The sequence below is a fragment of the Flavobacterium sp. MDT1-60 genome (assembly GCF_014844035.1).
Lineage (GTDB): Bacteria > Bacteroidota > Bacteroidia > Flavobacteriales > Flavobacteriaceae > Flavobacterium.
Map to the genome: position 1 here is coordinate 5,247,443 of NZ_CP062159.1, position 13,978 is coordinate 5,261,420.

Annotated in this window: 15 protein-coding genes; 6 read left to right on the forward strand and 9 right to left on the reverse strand. The window is 33.3% G+C overall.

From position 1 onward, the window contains the following. Positions 1-5: 5 nt before the first annotated feature. Together rsmH and mraZ are read right to left on the reverse strand one after the other, a co-directional pair. Positions 6-914: a 16S rRNA (cytosine(1402)-N(4))-methyltransferase RsmH gene (rsmH, locus tag IHE43_RS21975; protein ID WP_192185877.1), complete on the reverse strand. Its 909-nt coding sequence runs from the start codon at positions 912-914 to the stop codon at positions 6-8. After that, positions 889-1,362 (reverse strand): division/cell wall cluster transcriptional repressor MraZ, encoded by a 474-nt coding sequence (gene mraZ / locus IHE43_RS21980; RefSeq protein WP_056194701.1) that lies wholly within the window; start codon positions 1,360-1,362, stop codon positions 889-891. Before mraZ ends, rsmH begins: the two co-directional genes overlap by 26 nt. Positions 1,363-1,739: 377 nt before the next feature. Between mraZ and IHE43_RS21985 the strand changes: the two genes are divergently transcribed. The 3 genes from IHE43_RS21985 (at position 1,740) to IHE43_RS21995 (ending at position 3,945) form a co-directional block, all read left to right on the forward strand. Next, positions 1,740-2,504, forward strand: a complete 765-nt coding sequence (locus IHE43_RS21985; protein WP_192185878.1) for an alpha/beta fold hydrolase — start codon at positions 1,740-1,742, stop codon at positions 2,502-2,504. Positions 2,505-2,545: 41 nt separating this feature from the next. Beyond that, positions 2,546-3,166: a ribosome biogenesis GTP-binding protein YihA/YsxC gene (gene yihA / locus IHE43_RS21990; protein ID WP_026985664.1), complete on the forward strand. Its 621-nt coding sequence runs from the start codon at positions 2,546-2,548 to the stop codon at positions 3,164-3,166. Between the two features lie 152 nt (positions 3,167-3,318). Then, positions 3,319-3,945, forward strand: a complete 627-nt coding sequence (locus IHE43_RS21995) for a hypothetical protein (RefSeq protein WP_192185879.1) — start codon at positions 3,319-3,321, stop codon at positions 3,943-3,945. An 82-nt stretch (positions 3,946-4,027) separates the two neighbouring features. Here the strand turns inward: IHE43_RS21995 and gldC are convergent, their stop codons facing one another. Together gldC and gldB are read right to left on the reverse strand one after the other, a co-directional pair. After that, positions 4,028-4,363 (reverse strand): gliding motility protein GldC, encoded by a 336-nt coding sequence (gene gldC / locus IHE43_RS22000; protein ID WP_026985662.1) that lies wholly within the window; start codon positions 4,361-4,363, stop codon positions 4,028-4,030. Then, positions 4,363-5,319 carry a gliding motility lipoprotein GldB gene (gldB, locus tag IHE43_RS22005; protein ID WP_192185880.1) on the reverse strand — a complete coding sequence of 319 codons (957 nt, stop codon included), beginning with the start codon at positions 5,317-5,319 and terminating at the stop codon, positions 4,363-4,365. Before gldB ends, gldC begins: the two co-directional genes overlap by 1 nt. 98 nt (positions 5,320-5,417) lie before the next feature. Between gldB and nadE the strand changes: the two genes are divergently transcribed. Both nadE and IHE43_RS22015 read left to right on the forward strand, forming a co-directional pair. After that, positions 5,418-6,224 (forward strand): NAD(+) synthase, encoded by an 807-nt coding sequence (gene nadE / locus IHE43_RS22010; RefSeq protein ID WP_192185881.1) that lies wholly within the window; start codon positions 5,418-5,420, stop codon positions 6,222-6,224. A 95-nt stretch (positions 6,225-6,319) separates the two neighbouring features. Next, on the forward strand, positions 6,320-6,949 hold the full coding sequence (locus IHE43_RS22015; RefSeq protein WP_026730588.1) for a response regulator transcription factor: 630 nt from the start codon (positions 6,320-6,322) through the stop codon (positions 6,947-6,949). On the opposite strand, the gene dnaG is transcribed toward IHE43_RS22015, so the two are convergent. The 5 genes from dnaG to IHE43_RS22040 all read right to left on the reverse strand — a co-directional run bounded on the left by dnaG (position 6,946) and on the right by IHE43_RS22040 (position 12,825). Further along, complete coding sequence (dnaG, locus tag IHE43_RS22020) at positions 6,946-9,006, reverse strand: DNA primase (protein ID WP_192188272.1); 2,061 nt, start codon at positions 9,004-9,006, stop codon at positions 6,946-6,948. The genes IHE43_RS22015 and dnaG overlap by 4 nt on opposite strands. A 152-nt stretch (positions 9,007-9,158) precedes the next feature. After that, positions 9,159-10,208 (reverse strand): hypothetical protein, encoded by a 1,050-nt coding sequence (locus tag IHE43_RS22025; RefSeq protein ID WP_192185882.1) that lies wholly within the window; start codon positions 10,206-10,208, stop codon positions 9,159-9,161. A gap of 142 nt (positions 10,209-10,350) precedes the next feature. Beyond that, on the reverse strand, positions 10,351-11,100 hold the full coding sequence (locus tag IHE43_RS22030; protein ID WP_192185883.1) for a hypothetical protein: 750 nt from the start codon (positions 11,098-11,100) through the stop codon (positions 10,351-10,353). Then, positions 11,087-11,647 carry an RNA polymerase sigma factor gene (locus IHE43_RS22035; protein WP_192185884.1) on the reverse strand — a complete coding sequence of 187 codons (561 nt, stop codon included), beginning with the start codon at positions 11,645-11,647 and terminating at the stop codon, positions 11,087-11,089. The genes IHE43_RS22030 and IHE43_RS22035 overlap by 14 nt, the downstream gene beginning before the upstream one ends. A gap of 200 nt (positions 11,648-11,847) precedes the next feature. Beyond that, complete coding sequence (locus IHE43_RS22040) at positions 11,848-12,825, reverse strand: polyprenyl synthetase family protein (RefSeq protein ID WP_192185885.1); 978 nt, start codon at positions 12,823-12,825, stop codon at positions 11,848-11,850. 158 nt (positions 12,826-12,983) lie between these two features. Here IHE43_RS22040 and IHE43_RS22045 point away from each other — a divergent pair, with 158 nt between their 5' ends. Then, positions 12,984-13,844, forward strand: a complete 861-nt coding sequence (locus tag IHE43_RS22045; protein ID WP_192185886.1) for a hypothetical protein — start codon at positions 12,984-12,986, stop codon at positions 13,842-13,844. The last annotated feature ends 134 nt before the right edge of the window (positions 13,845-13,978 follow it).

Below are 13,978 nucleotides of genomic sequence, written 5' to 3' on the forward strand. Positions count from 1 at the left end.
TAATATTATATCTTCTCTGCAATTCTTAATTTCGCACTTCTTGCTCTATTGTTTATTTTGATCTCTGCATCATCCGGAACAATCAATTTTCCGATCGTTTTAAATGGAACTGAAAAGTTTCCATAAAAATCACGTTCCGGCTCTCCTTCAAACATTCCGTTTTTGATAAATCTTTTTACCAATCTGTCCTCTAAAGAATGATATGAGATAACTGAAAATCTTCCACCCGGATTCAAAATTTCTAATGATTGCTCAATAAACTCTTTTAAAACATCCATTTCCTGATTTACTTCAATTCGAATCGCCTGATAAATCTGAGCTAATATTTTATTCTTTACTCTTTCAGGTAAATATTTTGCCAAAACATCTTTTAATTCATCTGTCGTTTTGATTGGGTATTTCTCTCTTGCTTCTACAATTGTTCTTGCTAAAACTGGTGCATTTTTCAACTCCCCATAATCAAAAAAAACACGACGTAAATCCTGTTCTTCATATTCGTTAACCACCCGGTAAGCATTCAAATCATTTTTCTGACTCATCCGCATATCAAGCTCGGCATCAAATCTTGTGGAGAATCCTCTTTCCGGAACATCAAACTGATGTGATGAAACCCCTAAATCAGCCAAGATTCCGTCAACACTTTTTACTCCGTGAAAACGTAAAAACCTTTTTATAAATCTAAAATTCTCATTAATTAAGGTAAACCTTTCGTCCGGCAATGCATTTACAAGCGCATCTTCATCCTGATCAAAAGCAAATAATTTTCCGTTTGGTCCCAATCTCTTCAAAATTTCCCTTGAATGACCACCGCCTCCAAACGTAACATCTACATAAATGCCGTCAGGTTTAATATTTAAACCATCAACTGTAGGATGAAGTAAAACCGGATTATGATATTCCATTGTCGTCGTCATTAATATTTCCCATTACTTCTTCGGCTAAATCTGCAAAATCCATATCTTCGCCGCTTATTGATTTTTCATATAAATCCTTATCCCAAATTTCCACAATATTAACCGCAGATGAAAAAACCACATCTTTAGCAATACCTGAAAAAGCTACCAAATCTTTTGGCACCAATAATCTTCCTAATGCATCAATTTCTACCATTTTAACACCGGCAGTAAATCTTCGAATGAAATCGTTGTTCTTTTTTACAAAACGATTCAGCTTATTTATTTTTTGCATCATCAGATTCCATTCATCCATCGGATACAATTCTAAACACGGTTGAAAAACAGAGCGCTTCAAAACGAATCCGTCCTGAAGAGAAGAAGCCAATTGCTTTTTCAAAGGCGCAGGCATCATTAGCCTTCCTTTAGCATCGACTTTACACTCATATGTTCCAACAATTGTGTTCAAGAAAAATCAATTAATATGTTATAGGACAAAAATATAAAAATATTACCACATTTTACCACAATATACCACTTTGTTAATAAGTTTAACCACTTTCCTACCACTACGCCTAAATTACGATCAATCAATCCCTTAGCTAATTATTACTGAATTCCCAATTACATTAATCAATCAAAAAAATTACGCACCATTTTTCTTAAAAAAATGTCTATTATACATATTTCTTAACATTTAGCAATTCCACCAAAAACACCTCTAAAATCTGATTTTTAAGCACTTAGATATTCTACGAAAATTATCTAGTTAAAAAACGATAGCAAAAATTCATTTTTATTTATTAAACCCTATATTTGTCCAAATTGAAATTGGCATTAAATTAGATGGACAAACACTACAAAAAAGAAGGCAAATACAGCTATTATGAAGCTGGAGAAGGAACTCCTATCGTTATTTTACATGGCTTAATGGGAGGCCTTAGCAACTTTGATGCTGTAGCCGAATATTTCCCAACAAAAGGATACAAAGTTGTCATCCCGGATTTGCCAATATATACTCAAAGCATTTTGAAAACCAATGTGAAAAGCTTTGCGAAATACGTAAAAGACTTCATCACTTTTAAAGGCTTTGATCAGGTAATTTTATTAGGTAATTCGTTAGGTGGACATATTGCACTTTATCATACAAAATTATATCCTGAAAAAGTGGCGGGACTTGTAATTACCGGAAGTTCTGGTCTTTACGAAAGCGCTATGGGAGACAGTTACCCAAAAAGAGGTGATTATGAATACATCAAAAAGAAAGCAGAAGATGTGTTTTATGATCCGTCAATTGCTACTCCCGAACTTATTGATGAAGTTTACGCAACTGTTAATGACCGTATCAAATTAATTAAAACCTTAACGATTGCCAAGAGCGCAATTCGTCACAATATGGCCAAAGATTTACCAAAAATGACAGTGGAAACCTGTATTATTTGGGGTAAAAATGACGCTGTTACGCCACCAAATGTTGCCGAAGAATTTGATAAATTATTGCCTAATTCAACTTTGTATTGGATAGACAAATGTGGACACGCTGCTATGATGGAACATCCTCAGGAATTCAACAAACTTCTTGAAGAATGGCTCGTTAAAAAGAATTTATAGCATCTAACTTTCGACTTTTAGGAGGTTTAAAAACAAAAAACATGAAAATTACAACCGCCGAATTTATTGTCAGCAATTCTGAAGTGGCAAAATGCCCTGCAGAATTTTTGCCGGAATATGCTTTTATCGGAAGATCAAACGTGGGCAAGTCGTCGTTGATCAATATGCTTACCAATCATAAAAATTTAGCAAAAACATCAGGCAGACCTGGAAAAACACAATTAATAAACCATTTCAAAATCAACAACAATTGGTTTTTAGTGGATTTACCCGGTTATGGGTACGCCAAGGTATCAAAAAAAACAAAATCAGTTTTCCAGCAATTTATTACTGATTATTTTGAAACCAGAGAACAATTGGTTTGTGCTTTTGTTTTGATTGATATTCGCCACGAAGCTCAAAATATCGATATTGAATTTATGTCGTACATGGGTGAAAGCGAAATTCCTTTTTGCATTATTTTTACAAAAGCAGACAAAATCAGTAAGACCAAAATTGACTCCCATATTGCAGCATATAAAAAACAAATGTTTGCCAATAACTGGGAAGAAATGCCTCAATATTTCGTAACCTCATCTACAGAGTCAACTGGAAAAGAAGATCTTTTATCGTATATTGATGAAGTAAATCAAGAGGTTTTTAAAAACAATAGTCAATTTTAAAATTCCAAATTTAGAAATTCCAAATTTCAATAAAAAGGAAATAATCAATAGAAAATCCCAAATGCCAATTTTACAGATTGGAATTTGGGATTTTTTTTATTTAGAATTTGTTTTATTTTTTAAGGTACATTTGAAATAATAAAATCACAGTTATGAAGAATTTTAAATTACTATCAATTGTTTTTGCTTTACTTTTATCTTCATGCCAGACGCCTCATTATATGTTTATGACCGGACAAAGAACCGGCGTTGATTTTACAACCGGAAAATGGCTTTTAAACGAAGTAGATTCTCCGAAAAACTCTAAAGAAAAAATGACAGCTGAATCGTTGAAATTCTTTAGAAAAAACTTAGGTGAAAGAGTATTCTACATCAATGATGTAAATGGGTTATTGGTTACAAGGAAAATTCACCTCAATCCGAATAATGTAAAATTAAAAGAACTCAAAGACGGAACCGGTTTTGATTTTTTTATTAATATCTCTACCAAAAAAAACAAAAACGATTTTTCTACTATAGAACTTTACCAATACGACAGTGAATCTGGAAAAAATGAAGCAGAAGTAACTCTTGAAATATATGATTTAAACCTGCAACAAATCATTTACTCACAAAATATTGTAGGCATTACCGGAAAAGCAAGTACCGAATCGATGTGGCAAACAGAAAAATCAGATAAACTCGCAGATAATATAACGTTCTACAAAAATGCCGATAACCTAATGTTGGGGGCTTTAAAACGAATTTTTAAAGATTTAAATAAAAGGTCTATTCATTAGAAAATAATCAAATAAAAATCCCAAATTCCAATTGTAAATCTTGGAATTTGGGATTTTTTTATATTGGAATTTTAAAGAAATTTTACTTCGTAAGTTCCAGTTTTTCTGCAAAATAATCACAGAAATCTTTCATTGTGTCCGACATTTTTTCATCGTCTGTTGCACGCTTAAAAGTATCTGACATTGCCACTAAAGTCTGGTGAAAGAAAATTTTCATTTCATCAACCGGCATATCTTTTGTCCACAAATCAATACGCATTGTTTCTTTAGCTTTGCTGTCCCAAATAGACAACATTATTGCTTTTGCTTCTTCAGCTTGCACTCCGCCATCTTGTGCGCTCCATGTTAATTTTTCCGGAACACGGTTTTCGTCTAATTCTATATTGAATTTAATTTCTGAGTTTATTGTATCTGACATTATTTCTTAGGTTTATATTTTGACTTTTCAAAAATCTCTTTATTATCTGTTTTTAATAATTCCGGCAAAGTAACATTGTTGTTCTTCATGTACGAGCGTACCATTTGCCATCCAATCCATGCACCAACTCTTCCGGGCGAATCATTATCTATTTCTAAATAAAACTTAGAAAACGGCGCTGGTTTCATAAATCGGGTTGTTAATTTAGGATCATCACTGTATAAGATTTCCTTTTCCATAAAATAACGCCACATATACGCTTCATTTTCTTCGCACCATTTTATCTGTTCAGGTGTATACCCAATTTTATCAGCATCTGAATATGCAGGCAAAAGCAAATCTTTAGCGTACAATTGTTTGCCCTCAAAAATCATTTGAGAAACTAAATTCCTATCCGGAAAAGCTGGAATATTTCTGTAGGCAAAACTTGAAACCACATCTGGCATAATTTGCTTTTCTTCAAAATTCTGTTTCAGATAATTCGGGAATTCATAAAACTTATGATCTTTTCCTAAGTACAATTCCAAAGCAACAATTACCAGACTGTCTGCATATATTGCTTTGGCATTATAATCCATTTCTCCAATTACTGTAATTACTTTAGGTGTTTTAGTTTTAGGGAAATAATATTTCACATGCTGAAAAAGAGAATTGAACTCCTCGCGTACAGGCTCAAAATTCGAATATTTCTTCTGTACTTCTTCATATACTTCTCTCCAAATTGGTTCCTGCATTTTCTGTAACCAAACAGCATCGCTATTTCCTGCTGGAAAAAAGAAAGGATATTGTCTTTTTACTTTCGCGAGATCTTCTGGTTTTGTCTCAAAAAATGCCTTATCAAAACGTTCTACTTTAATATCAACAGGAATTTCTTCAACTTCTTTTTCTACTTTACTTTTTTGATCGCAAGACAAAAAAAACAAGCACAGAACCACTGCAAAGCGATATATTTTCATTTTATTTTAATTAGATTTGTGTTGCATAAATTTAAATAAACACTTATTTAAAATATTTGTGCAAATATACATCCCTGTATCTTAAAACTTGAACTATTATGACTAAAAAAAGCACTATTCAGACAGAAAAAGTAAATACCCATATTGTAGAGTGGTTAAAAAATTATGCTAGCAGCGCAAAAGTAAATGGTTTTGTAATCGGAATTTCCGGCGGAGTTGATTCGGCAGTAACCTCTACCTTGTGTGCTCAAACCGGCTTACAGGTTTTATGTGTAGAAATGCCAATTCATCAGGCTGAAAGTCAGGTTTCGAGAGGAAGAGAGCATATTGAACAATTAAAAAAACGTTTTCCAAACGTTTCAGATATAAAAACAGATTTGACCGCCACTTTTGAAGCTTTTAAAGGCTCCGTTCCAAAAACTGATGATGAAGCCAAGGTAAGCTTGTCTTTGGCTAATACACGCGCCCGCTTGCGAATGACTTCATTATATTATTTAGCTGGATTGCATGGACTATTAGTTGCCGGAACAGGAAACAAAGTCGAAGATTTTGGAGTAGGTTTTTATACTAAATATGGCGATGGAGGTGTCGATTTAAGCCCGATTGCCGATCTAATGAAATCAGATGTTTACGCTCTTGGCGAATTTTTAGCAATTCCGCAATCAATTTTAACAGCAGCTCCAACAGATGGATTATTTGGTGACAACAGAACCGATGAAGACCAATTAGGAGCAAGTTATGATGAACTTGAATGGGCCATGTTAGTGGCGGAGTCAGGAAAGACGGTAGCTGACTTCAATGGGAGAGAAAAATCTGTCTTTGAAATTTATAAAAGGTTAAACACCAGCAACAAGCATAAAATGGATGCAATACCGGTCTGCATAATACCAAAAACGTTAAAATAAAACTTTTTAACATTTACCTTCGATTAATTACAGAATTTATTTATTAATTTTACAGCTCCAAAAACATGATAAAACAATTCTAAAAAGGTAAAATTATGATTAAAGTATGTCTTGCAGACAATCATCCTGTGACTCACTTTGGCGTTAAGTCTTATTTTAAAGACCACGATCAAATTTCAATTGTTGCCAATGTAGGCAATTTTTCAATGGTTAGAGATATTCTTCAAACGAAGGAGATCGACATCCTAATTCTAGATTTAGAGTTAGAAGGTCTTTCGAGCATCTTTGAAGTTAAATCAATCCTGAAAAACTTCCCAAAAACAAAAATTGTAATTTTTAGTGACCTCGCTGAACAAATGTATGCTCCAAATGCTATTAAAGCAGGAGTTTCCGGGTATGTGCACAAAACAGAAAAACTTGAAACTTTAGGTCTTTCTATTATTAAAGTACACGAAGGAAAAATTATCATCAACGAAACTGTTCGTAAAAACATGGCTCTAATTGCTAAACAAAGCAAAAGCGAACGTTTGTACAGAAAACTGTCAAATCGCGAGATTGAAGTTTTACGTTATTTAAGTGATGGTAAAAAGAACAATGAAATCTCTAAAATCTTAAATCTGAACGAAAAAACGATCAGTACCTACAAATTAAGATTATTGACTAAGTTGAATGTTACTAATTTAGTTGACTTAGTTAACAAAGCGAAGACTTTAGAAATTATTTAATGGTATCTCGACATTACTCTTCCGAGTTTTTTCGAGAATGAATTAACTAGTTTTGAGTAATCGACAACCATAGACAAAAGCTCTGTATTATCTGAATTATCAGGTTGTATAGAGCTTTTTAATTCTTCAATAATTCGATCTACCAAAAACCAGCGCATAGACATAATTGTTTCAGTAACATATTGCGCTATACCTGATTGTTTATCTTTTGCGAAAATATTCTGCCCCTCCCAGTTGTGCAGTGTTACTTTTTCATCTTCCATCAAAATATCCGTTACTTCCTGAGCAAAATCAGGCTGTAAACGCATTAAATATTGCTCCAGGCTAAATTTTTCATTTTGGTGATAAAATGCCATTATATCTGTAAAAATATCACGGAATAAATTATTAGAAAGCTCGACTTCATCTTCCTGCAAACTCAAATAAATACGCTGGTGAACTTTATATTGTTTCTTTTCCGTAACCATTTCGATTTCTCCTTCGTCATTGCTTTTCAAAAGGACATCTTCAAATTCTTCGGTTTTATCTCCGTAAAGCAATAGAATTTCAATTACTTTTCGCTCTAAACGATATAATATATCAACCTTTTCAGCTTGTTGCTGTTCCGGATATCCTGACTCTCCAGGATAACCCTCTGGCGGCCCTGTTCGTGGATCTTCCGGGTCTCCTCCTGAAAAACCAGCATTTGGGTTTTGGTTTCTATAAACCTGAAAAGGTTTTTGGTCCTGCTTTTGCTTTTTATTAACTTCTGCAAGATCTTTTTGAATCAACTGCGCCAATGTACTTACTAAAACCTGCTCCGAGATATCCATTATTCGGGCACATTCCTGGGTATACACCTCTCGCTGAATACGGTCTGGTATTTTAGAAATACTCGTTACCATATCCCGAATCAAATCTGCTTTTTTAATAGGATCGTTCTTGGCTTCTTTCATCAAAATTGAAGCTTTGAACTGGATAAAGTCTTTGCTGTTTTCTTCTAAATAAGCTACTAAATCATCATGAGAATTTTTTCGGGCAAAACTGTCCGGGTCTTCTCCATCAGGAAAAGAACAAACCCTTACGTTCATTCCTTCTTCCAAAATCAAATCGATTCCACGGATAGAAGCTCTTAATCCCGCCGCATCACCATCAAAAAGTACGGTAATATTTCTGGTTAGACGATTCACTAATCGAATCTGATCTGGCGTTAATGCTGTTCCTGAAGACGCTACAACATTCTCAATTCCGGCCTGATGAAACTGGATTACATCCGTATACCCTTCAACTAAATAACAATTATTTTGTTTTGCGATGGATTGTTTGGCCTGAAAAATCCCGTAAAGGACTTTACTTTTATGGTAAATATCACTTTCCGGCGAGTTTAGGTACTTCGCCGCTTTTTTATCATTCGTTAAAATACGTCCTCCAAAACCCAAAACACGCCCCGACATACTTTCTATCGGAAACATTACGCGCCCTTTAAAACGATCAAAAGGACGATCTTCCCGAGGAATTGTCAAACCTGTGCTTTCCAGAAATTCCAGTTTATATCCTTTACCCAATGCTTCTTTGGTAAGAGCATCCCAGGTTTCCGGCGAATATCCTAAACTAAATTTTTTGATGGTTTCATTGGTAAAGCCTCTCTCTTTAAAATAAGAAAGTCCAATTGCTTTTCCTTCCTCTGAATTTAAAAGTGTTTTATGAAAATAATCTTTTGCAAATTCCGAAACTAAATACATACTTTCGCGAACATCTGTTATGGCTTTTTCAGCATCAGTCTGTTCGGTCTCTTCAATCTCGATATTGTATTTTTTAGCTAAATAGCGAATGGCTTCCGGATAGGTAAATTGAGAATGTTCCATCAGGAATTTAACTGAGTTCCCTCCTTTTCCTGTACTAAAATCTTTCCAAATCCCTTTCGCCGGCGACACCATAAACGACGGAGAGCGCTCATCTGAGAAAGGACTCAAACCTTTAAAATTACTTCCGGCACGTTTTAAATTAACAAAATCACCAATAACCTCCTCTACACGAGCAGTTTCAAAAACAGAATCAATTGTACTTTGTGAGATCAAAACGTAAAATATTTTTAAAGTTGAAAGCTTGTAAAAATACATAAATCCATCCTGAAATTTATGGTTTTCCATAAAAGAAATTTTAGGGAAAATCATAAAAAAAGCGCCTCTCTCAAAGCGCTTTTTCCACTAACTAAACTCAAGCTTTATTCTTAGTTTAAATCCAAACGTAATCCTAAGGAGATATTTTTTTCATCCACTAAATTATCCTGAAATAATGGATTCAAATCGTATTTTACATACAAACTTAAAGCTTTGTAACCCACGTAAGAACTTAATCCATAAATGAAATTATTTACATTATAATCTCCTTTAATGGTTGTTTTATAATCTAAATCGTCCTGATCGTATTTTAAAATTTGTTTCGATTTGACGTTGATTCCTGCATACCCCCCAATTCCGAAACGGAAGCTTTCATGTGTCTTGAAATAGGTTTTTCCGTTACTTACTTTAGGTTTTGTAAAATCAAATTCTAAATGAACCGGTAATACAATATATACGTTTCGAAAACGAGATTCATCCAGATTTATAGTATTTACTTCTAAATTTGTCTGTTCGCCGTTAACTACAAAACTGCGATTGTCTGTTGGACGAATGTTGTTGTACATTAATGAAAGCCCGTATTTTGCATGCAATAAATTATCGTTTTTCATTAATCTTGAATTATAAGTAAAACCCCATTCGTAAAAATGCGAACCTATAAAACTATAATTCGAATCCTGAAGTTTCCCGTCGACAATCATATTATTCAAACCCATTGCAAATACAAACTGCGAAGTCGTTCTTCTCTCACCGTGAATCGAGTCTTTGCTTTTTTTATTATTCCAGTTTTTTTCATCCCAGTAGATAACTAATCTATTTTTTCTTGTTGAATCCTGTTCTTTTATCTTTCCGTCCACTTTTTGTTGGACCAAATCGTTTAATTCATTTTGGGACAAAGTCACTTTTTCTTCAATAATTACAGCTCTTGCTTCTGCCAATTCCTTTTTACGTTTGTCAGCCTGCTCCTGCGTAATTTTTCCTTCAGACAACTGCACGTTTACAGCTTCAACTTCTTCTTTTAAAGTTGCTTTTTCTTCTTTGGTAATCTTCTCTATTTTATTGGCGATTTCTTTTGCTTTTGATTCAAAAGTTTCCTGACCAAGCACTTTGCTAACAAACAAAAAGATTAGAATTACGAGATAAATAGTAAAATTTTTCATGATTGATTTTTTAAATTGATTGTTGATTGATGATGTCTAATTAAAAAATGTAATTGTTAATTGGTATATTCTATATTCTATATTCTATATTCTATATTCTATATTCTATATTCTTTATTCTATATTCTTTATTCTTTATTCTTTATTCTTGCTGATTTCGATTTGCCAATGCCACTTTTACCGTTTGGTAATTCTTATTGACTTTTGTAATGACTTTTTCTCTAAAGGAAAGTTCTAATTCGCCATCGACCTGATTTAATAAATCGTTGGCATTTACTTTTACTTTTGATTTTGGCTTAGCCGAATTTTCAGCGACAACAGTTTTGTCGGCTGCATTCAGCATTTGATCTACATTTTCCCTTTTAGAATTTTCGACAATTGAAGTTTGATTATTGATTGATTGTTTTTCCTGATTGTTTTTGGCGATGATTGAAGACTCCGCTATTTGATTTGATTCATTTTTAATGCTTATAATTGGGTTTTGATGAGGATTTATTTTTTTTGCAATTGAAATTTTGGCTGAAGTTTGAGTTCCATCTTTTTGAGAAACGGCAATTTCCGTCTTAACTGAATCTATTATATTCAATGCAGGTTTTATTGCTGAATCTTCTTTTGTTTTTTCTTCAACAACAACTGAATTTTTAGGGCTTTCGACTGTTTTTTTCTGATTAAAAAAGAAAGTACCAACCAATAAAAATCCAACAACACTTGCTGCGATATAAATCCATTTATTTTTCGAAGCTTGCAGCGAGCGAAATCGAACTGTAGATTGTTTTTTTTCTTCAGCAACACTCAACATGGCATCTAACCGATCCCAGGCTTTATCGCTTGGTTCAATTTTACGCTCGTTTAGCTTTTCACGGAAATCCTTTTCAAAATTATTCGGTTCCATTATCTTGTTTTTTTAAAATAGTAATTTGTGTTTGCAGCATTTTTCTGGCGTGCGATAATTGCGATTTCGATGTTCCTTCATTAATATCTAACATCTTAGCAATTTCATTGTGTTTGTAACCTTCAATGGCGTATAAATTGAAAACCATTTTATAACCATCGGGTAATGCATCAATTAAAAACTGAATCTGATCTATCGAAAATTGACTGTCTGTTGCATTGAAACTTTCTTCGACATAAATCTCATCTTCAACAAATTTGACTTTCTTCTGAACTCTTAAATACGAAATGCATTCGTTGACCATAATTCTGCGAATCCAGCCTTCAAAACTTCCTTTATGTTCAAATTTGTTTAGATTAGTAAACACTTTCATGAAAGCCGTAATCATTACATCTTCGGCCAATTGAATGTCTTTAATATACTGTCGACAAACACTCAGCATTTTTGAAGAAAACCGACTATATAGCTGTTGTTGTGCTTGTCGATTATTTTCGACAGCCAACTTTATAAGTTTGGTTTCTTCTTGATGTAAATGAATAATTTTCATTTATAAGCTTTTGGTTTTTTGGTTTACTAACAGACTTCTATTAGCATAGACGAGTTGGGTTGAGAAATGGTTGCATGAGAATAAAATAAATTAAAACTTTTTAATCTCCAAATTCCAAAAACAAAAACAAAACATTGAATAACAGATAATTAAAACTAATTATCTAATTAACAAATTTTCTAATTATCTAATTAAGGAAATTATTTTTTTCTTTCAATAACGTAATTCACCATTAAAATAAGTGCAGATTTAAACTCAGAATCTTCGAAGTTTTGAAGTAGAGAAAGTGCTTCTTGCTGGAATTCGACCATTTTGTCTTCAGCGTAAGCCAAACCATTATTATCTTTTACAAAAGCAATAACTTCTTTGACACGTTTTTTGTCTTTGTTGTGGTTTTTGATGGAGTTGATCAGCCACTTTTTTTCTTGCGGGGTACAAGTATTTAAAACGTGAATTAAAGGCAAAGTCATTTTTTGCTCTTTAATATCGATTCCGGTTGGTTTACCGATTGCTTCTTCGCTATAATCGAATAAATCATCTTTTATTTGAAATGCCATTCCGATTAGCTCTCCAAATTTTCGCATATTCTCCACCTGAATATCGTCTTCAATTACCGATTTTGCACCTAGCGCGCAACAAGCCGCAATAAGTGTAGCGGTCTTTTTTCTGATAATTTCATAATAAATATCTTCGGTAATATCAAGTCTTCGGGCTTTTTCTATCTGAAGCAATTCTCCTTCACTCATTTCGCGAACGGCAACTGAAATGATTCGAAGCAAATCAAAATCGCCATTATCTATAGAAAGCAATAATCCTTTCGAAAGTAAATAATCACCAACTAAAACAGCGATTTTATTTTTCCAAAGCGCATTGATTGAGAAAAATCCGCGACGGCGATTACTGTCGTCTACCACATCATCATGAACTAAAGTCGCAGTATGAATCAACTCAATTACAGATGCACCACGATAGGTTCTTTCGTTTACAATACCTCCGGAAACCATCTTTGCAGTCAAAAAAACAAACATCGGACGCATTTGTTTTCCTTTTCGATTTACAATGTAATAGGTGATACGATTTAGTAATGCAACCTTTGAAGTCATCGATTCATGGAACTTTTTTTCAAAAAGTTCCATCTCGTTAAAAATGGGTTGTTTTATTTGAGAAGTAATATTCATTTCGACTCCAAATATACTATTTTAAATAAAAAAACGTTGTGTATTTTAAGTTAGTATATCAATAAATATGTACTAATTTAAAAAATCACCAAAAAAACATAATCTGATTAAAGCCTAATTTGAATTCATTAATTTAAAAATCACTTAAACGAATTATTATGAAAACAAAATTTTTATTTATTGGAACATTAGTGGCTTTATCTTTTTTTATCAGCTGTAATTCTGATGAAAAAACAAATAACGGATCATCCGCAGCAATTACAAAAGACGAAATTATTACAAATTCTAAAATTGACGCCTCAATAGATGATGTAACGAATATTGCTGAAGATCAATTTAGCGCACAACAAAATGTAACGAATAAACCTAGCGGGCCGGTAAAAAATTTCCTTCCGAGTTGTGCTGTTATCACAACAATCTTAACTAACAGTACCTGGACAAGAACTGTCGATTTTGGAGTTGAAGGCTGTACACTTGAAAACGGAAATACAGTAAAAGGAAAAATGGTTATTTCATTCTCTAATGACTTTTCAGCTTCAACACAGACCATTAGTTATACTTTTGATGGATTTTATCACAATGGCAAAAAACTTCAGGGTAGTAAAAGCATTGTTCGAACTGTAAAAACTACAGATTTACTAGCAACGGCACATCCAGTTTTGACAGCCGCAATTGATATGACCATTACTTTTGATGACGGAGGTATTTACACCAGAAAAGGCTCCTTGGTTAAAGAAATGGTAGAAGGTTATGATACCTGGTTTAATTGGGAAGATAATGCTTATTTGGTAACTGGAAGTGGCACTACTACTTTCCCTAATGGAGATACTTATACAGCTGAAATTACAACACCTTTACAATTTAAAGCAGTATGTAAAAAATCATTTGCTGTAAAAGGAATTGTAACAGTAACTAAAAATGGAGCCTCAGCAGTTGTTGATTATGGGGATGGAAGTTGCGATACCCTTGCAAAAATCACAAAAGACGGAGTAACGGAAGAGGTTGATTTAAAAAAATAATAACCCTTTTTGCCCAGAAAAAAAGCATTAAGAACAAGAAGACCTCTCGTTTTTAATGCTTTTTTGTATATCAAATGTTCCTATGGAACATCATCCGCATTGTCAATATTTTTTTTCTATCGATGAGATATATT

Bases quoted from the DNA above. Each gene is read 5' to 3' on its own strand.
- rsmH (WP_192185877.1), bottom strand. From the start codon at position 914: ATGACGACGACAATGGAATATCATAATCCGGTTTTACTTCATCCTACA.
- IHE43_RS21985 (WP_192185878.1), top strand. From the start codon at position 1,740: ATGGACAAACACTACAAAAAAGAAGGCAAATACAGCTATTATGAAGCT.
- yihA (WP_026985664.1), top strand. From the start codon at position 2,546: ATGAAAATTACAACCGCCGAATTTATTGTCAGCAATTCTGAAGTGGCA.
- IHE43_RS21995 (WP_192185879.1), top strand. From the start codon at position 3,319: ATGAAGAATTTTAAATTACTATCAATTGTTTTTGCTTTACTTTTATCT.
- gldC (WP_026985662.1), bottom strand. From the start codon at position 4,363: ATGTCAGATACAATAAACTCAGAAATTAAATTCAATATAGAATTAGAC.
- gldB (WP_192185880.1), bottom strand. From the start codon at position 5,319: ATGAAAATATATCGCTTTGCAGTGGTTCTGTGCTTGTTTTTTTTGTCT.
- nadE (WP_192185881.1), top strand. From the start codon at position 5,418: ATGACTAAAAAAAGCACTATTCAGACAGAAAAAGTAAATACCCATATT.
- IHE43_RS22015 (WP_026730588.1), top strand. From the start codon at position 6,320: ATGATTAAAGTATGTCTTGCAGACAATCATCCTGTGACTCACTTTGGC.
- IHE43_RS22025 (WP_192185882.1), bottom strand. From the start codon at position 10,208: ATGAAAAATTTTACTATTTATCTCGTAATTCTAATCTTTTTGTTTGTT.
- IHE43_RS22030 (WP_192185883.1), bottom strand. From the start codon at position 11,100: ATGGAACCGAATAATTTTGAAAAGGATTTCCGTGAAAAGCTAAACGAG.
- IHE43_RS22035 (WP_192185884.1), bottom strand. From the start codon at position 11,647: ATGAAAATTATTCATTTACATCAAGAAGAAACCAAACTTATAAAGTTG.
- IHE43_RS22040 (WP_192185885.1), bottom strand. From the start codon at position 12,825: ATGAATATTACTTCTCAAATAAAACAACCCATTTTTAACGAGATGGAA.
- IHE43_RS22045 (WP_192185886.1), top strand. From the start codon at position 12,984: ATGAAAACAAAATTTTTATTTATTGGAACATTAGTGGCTTTATCTTTT.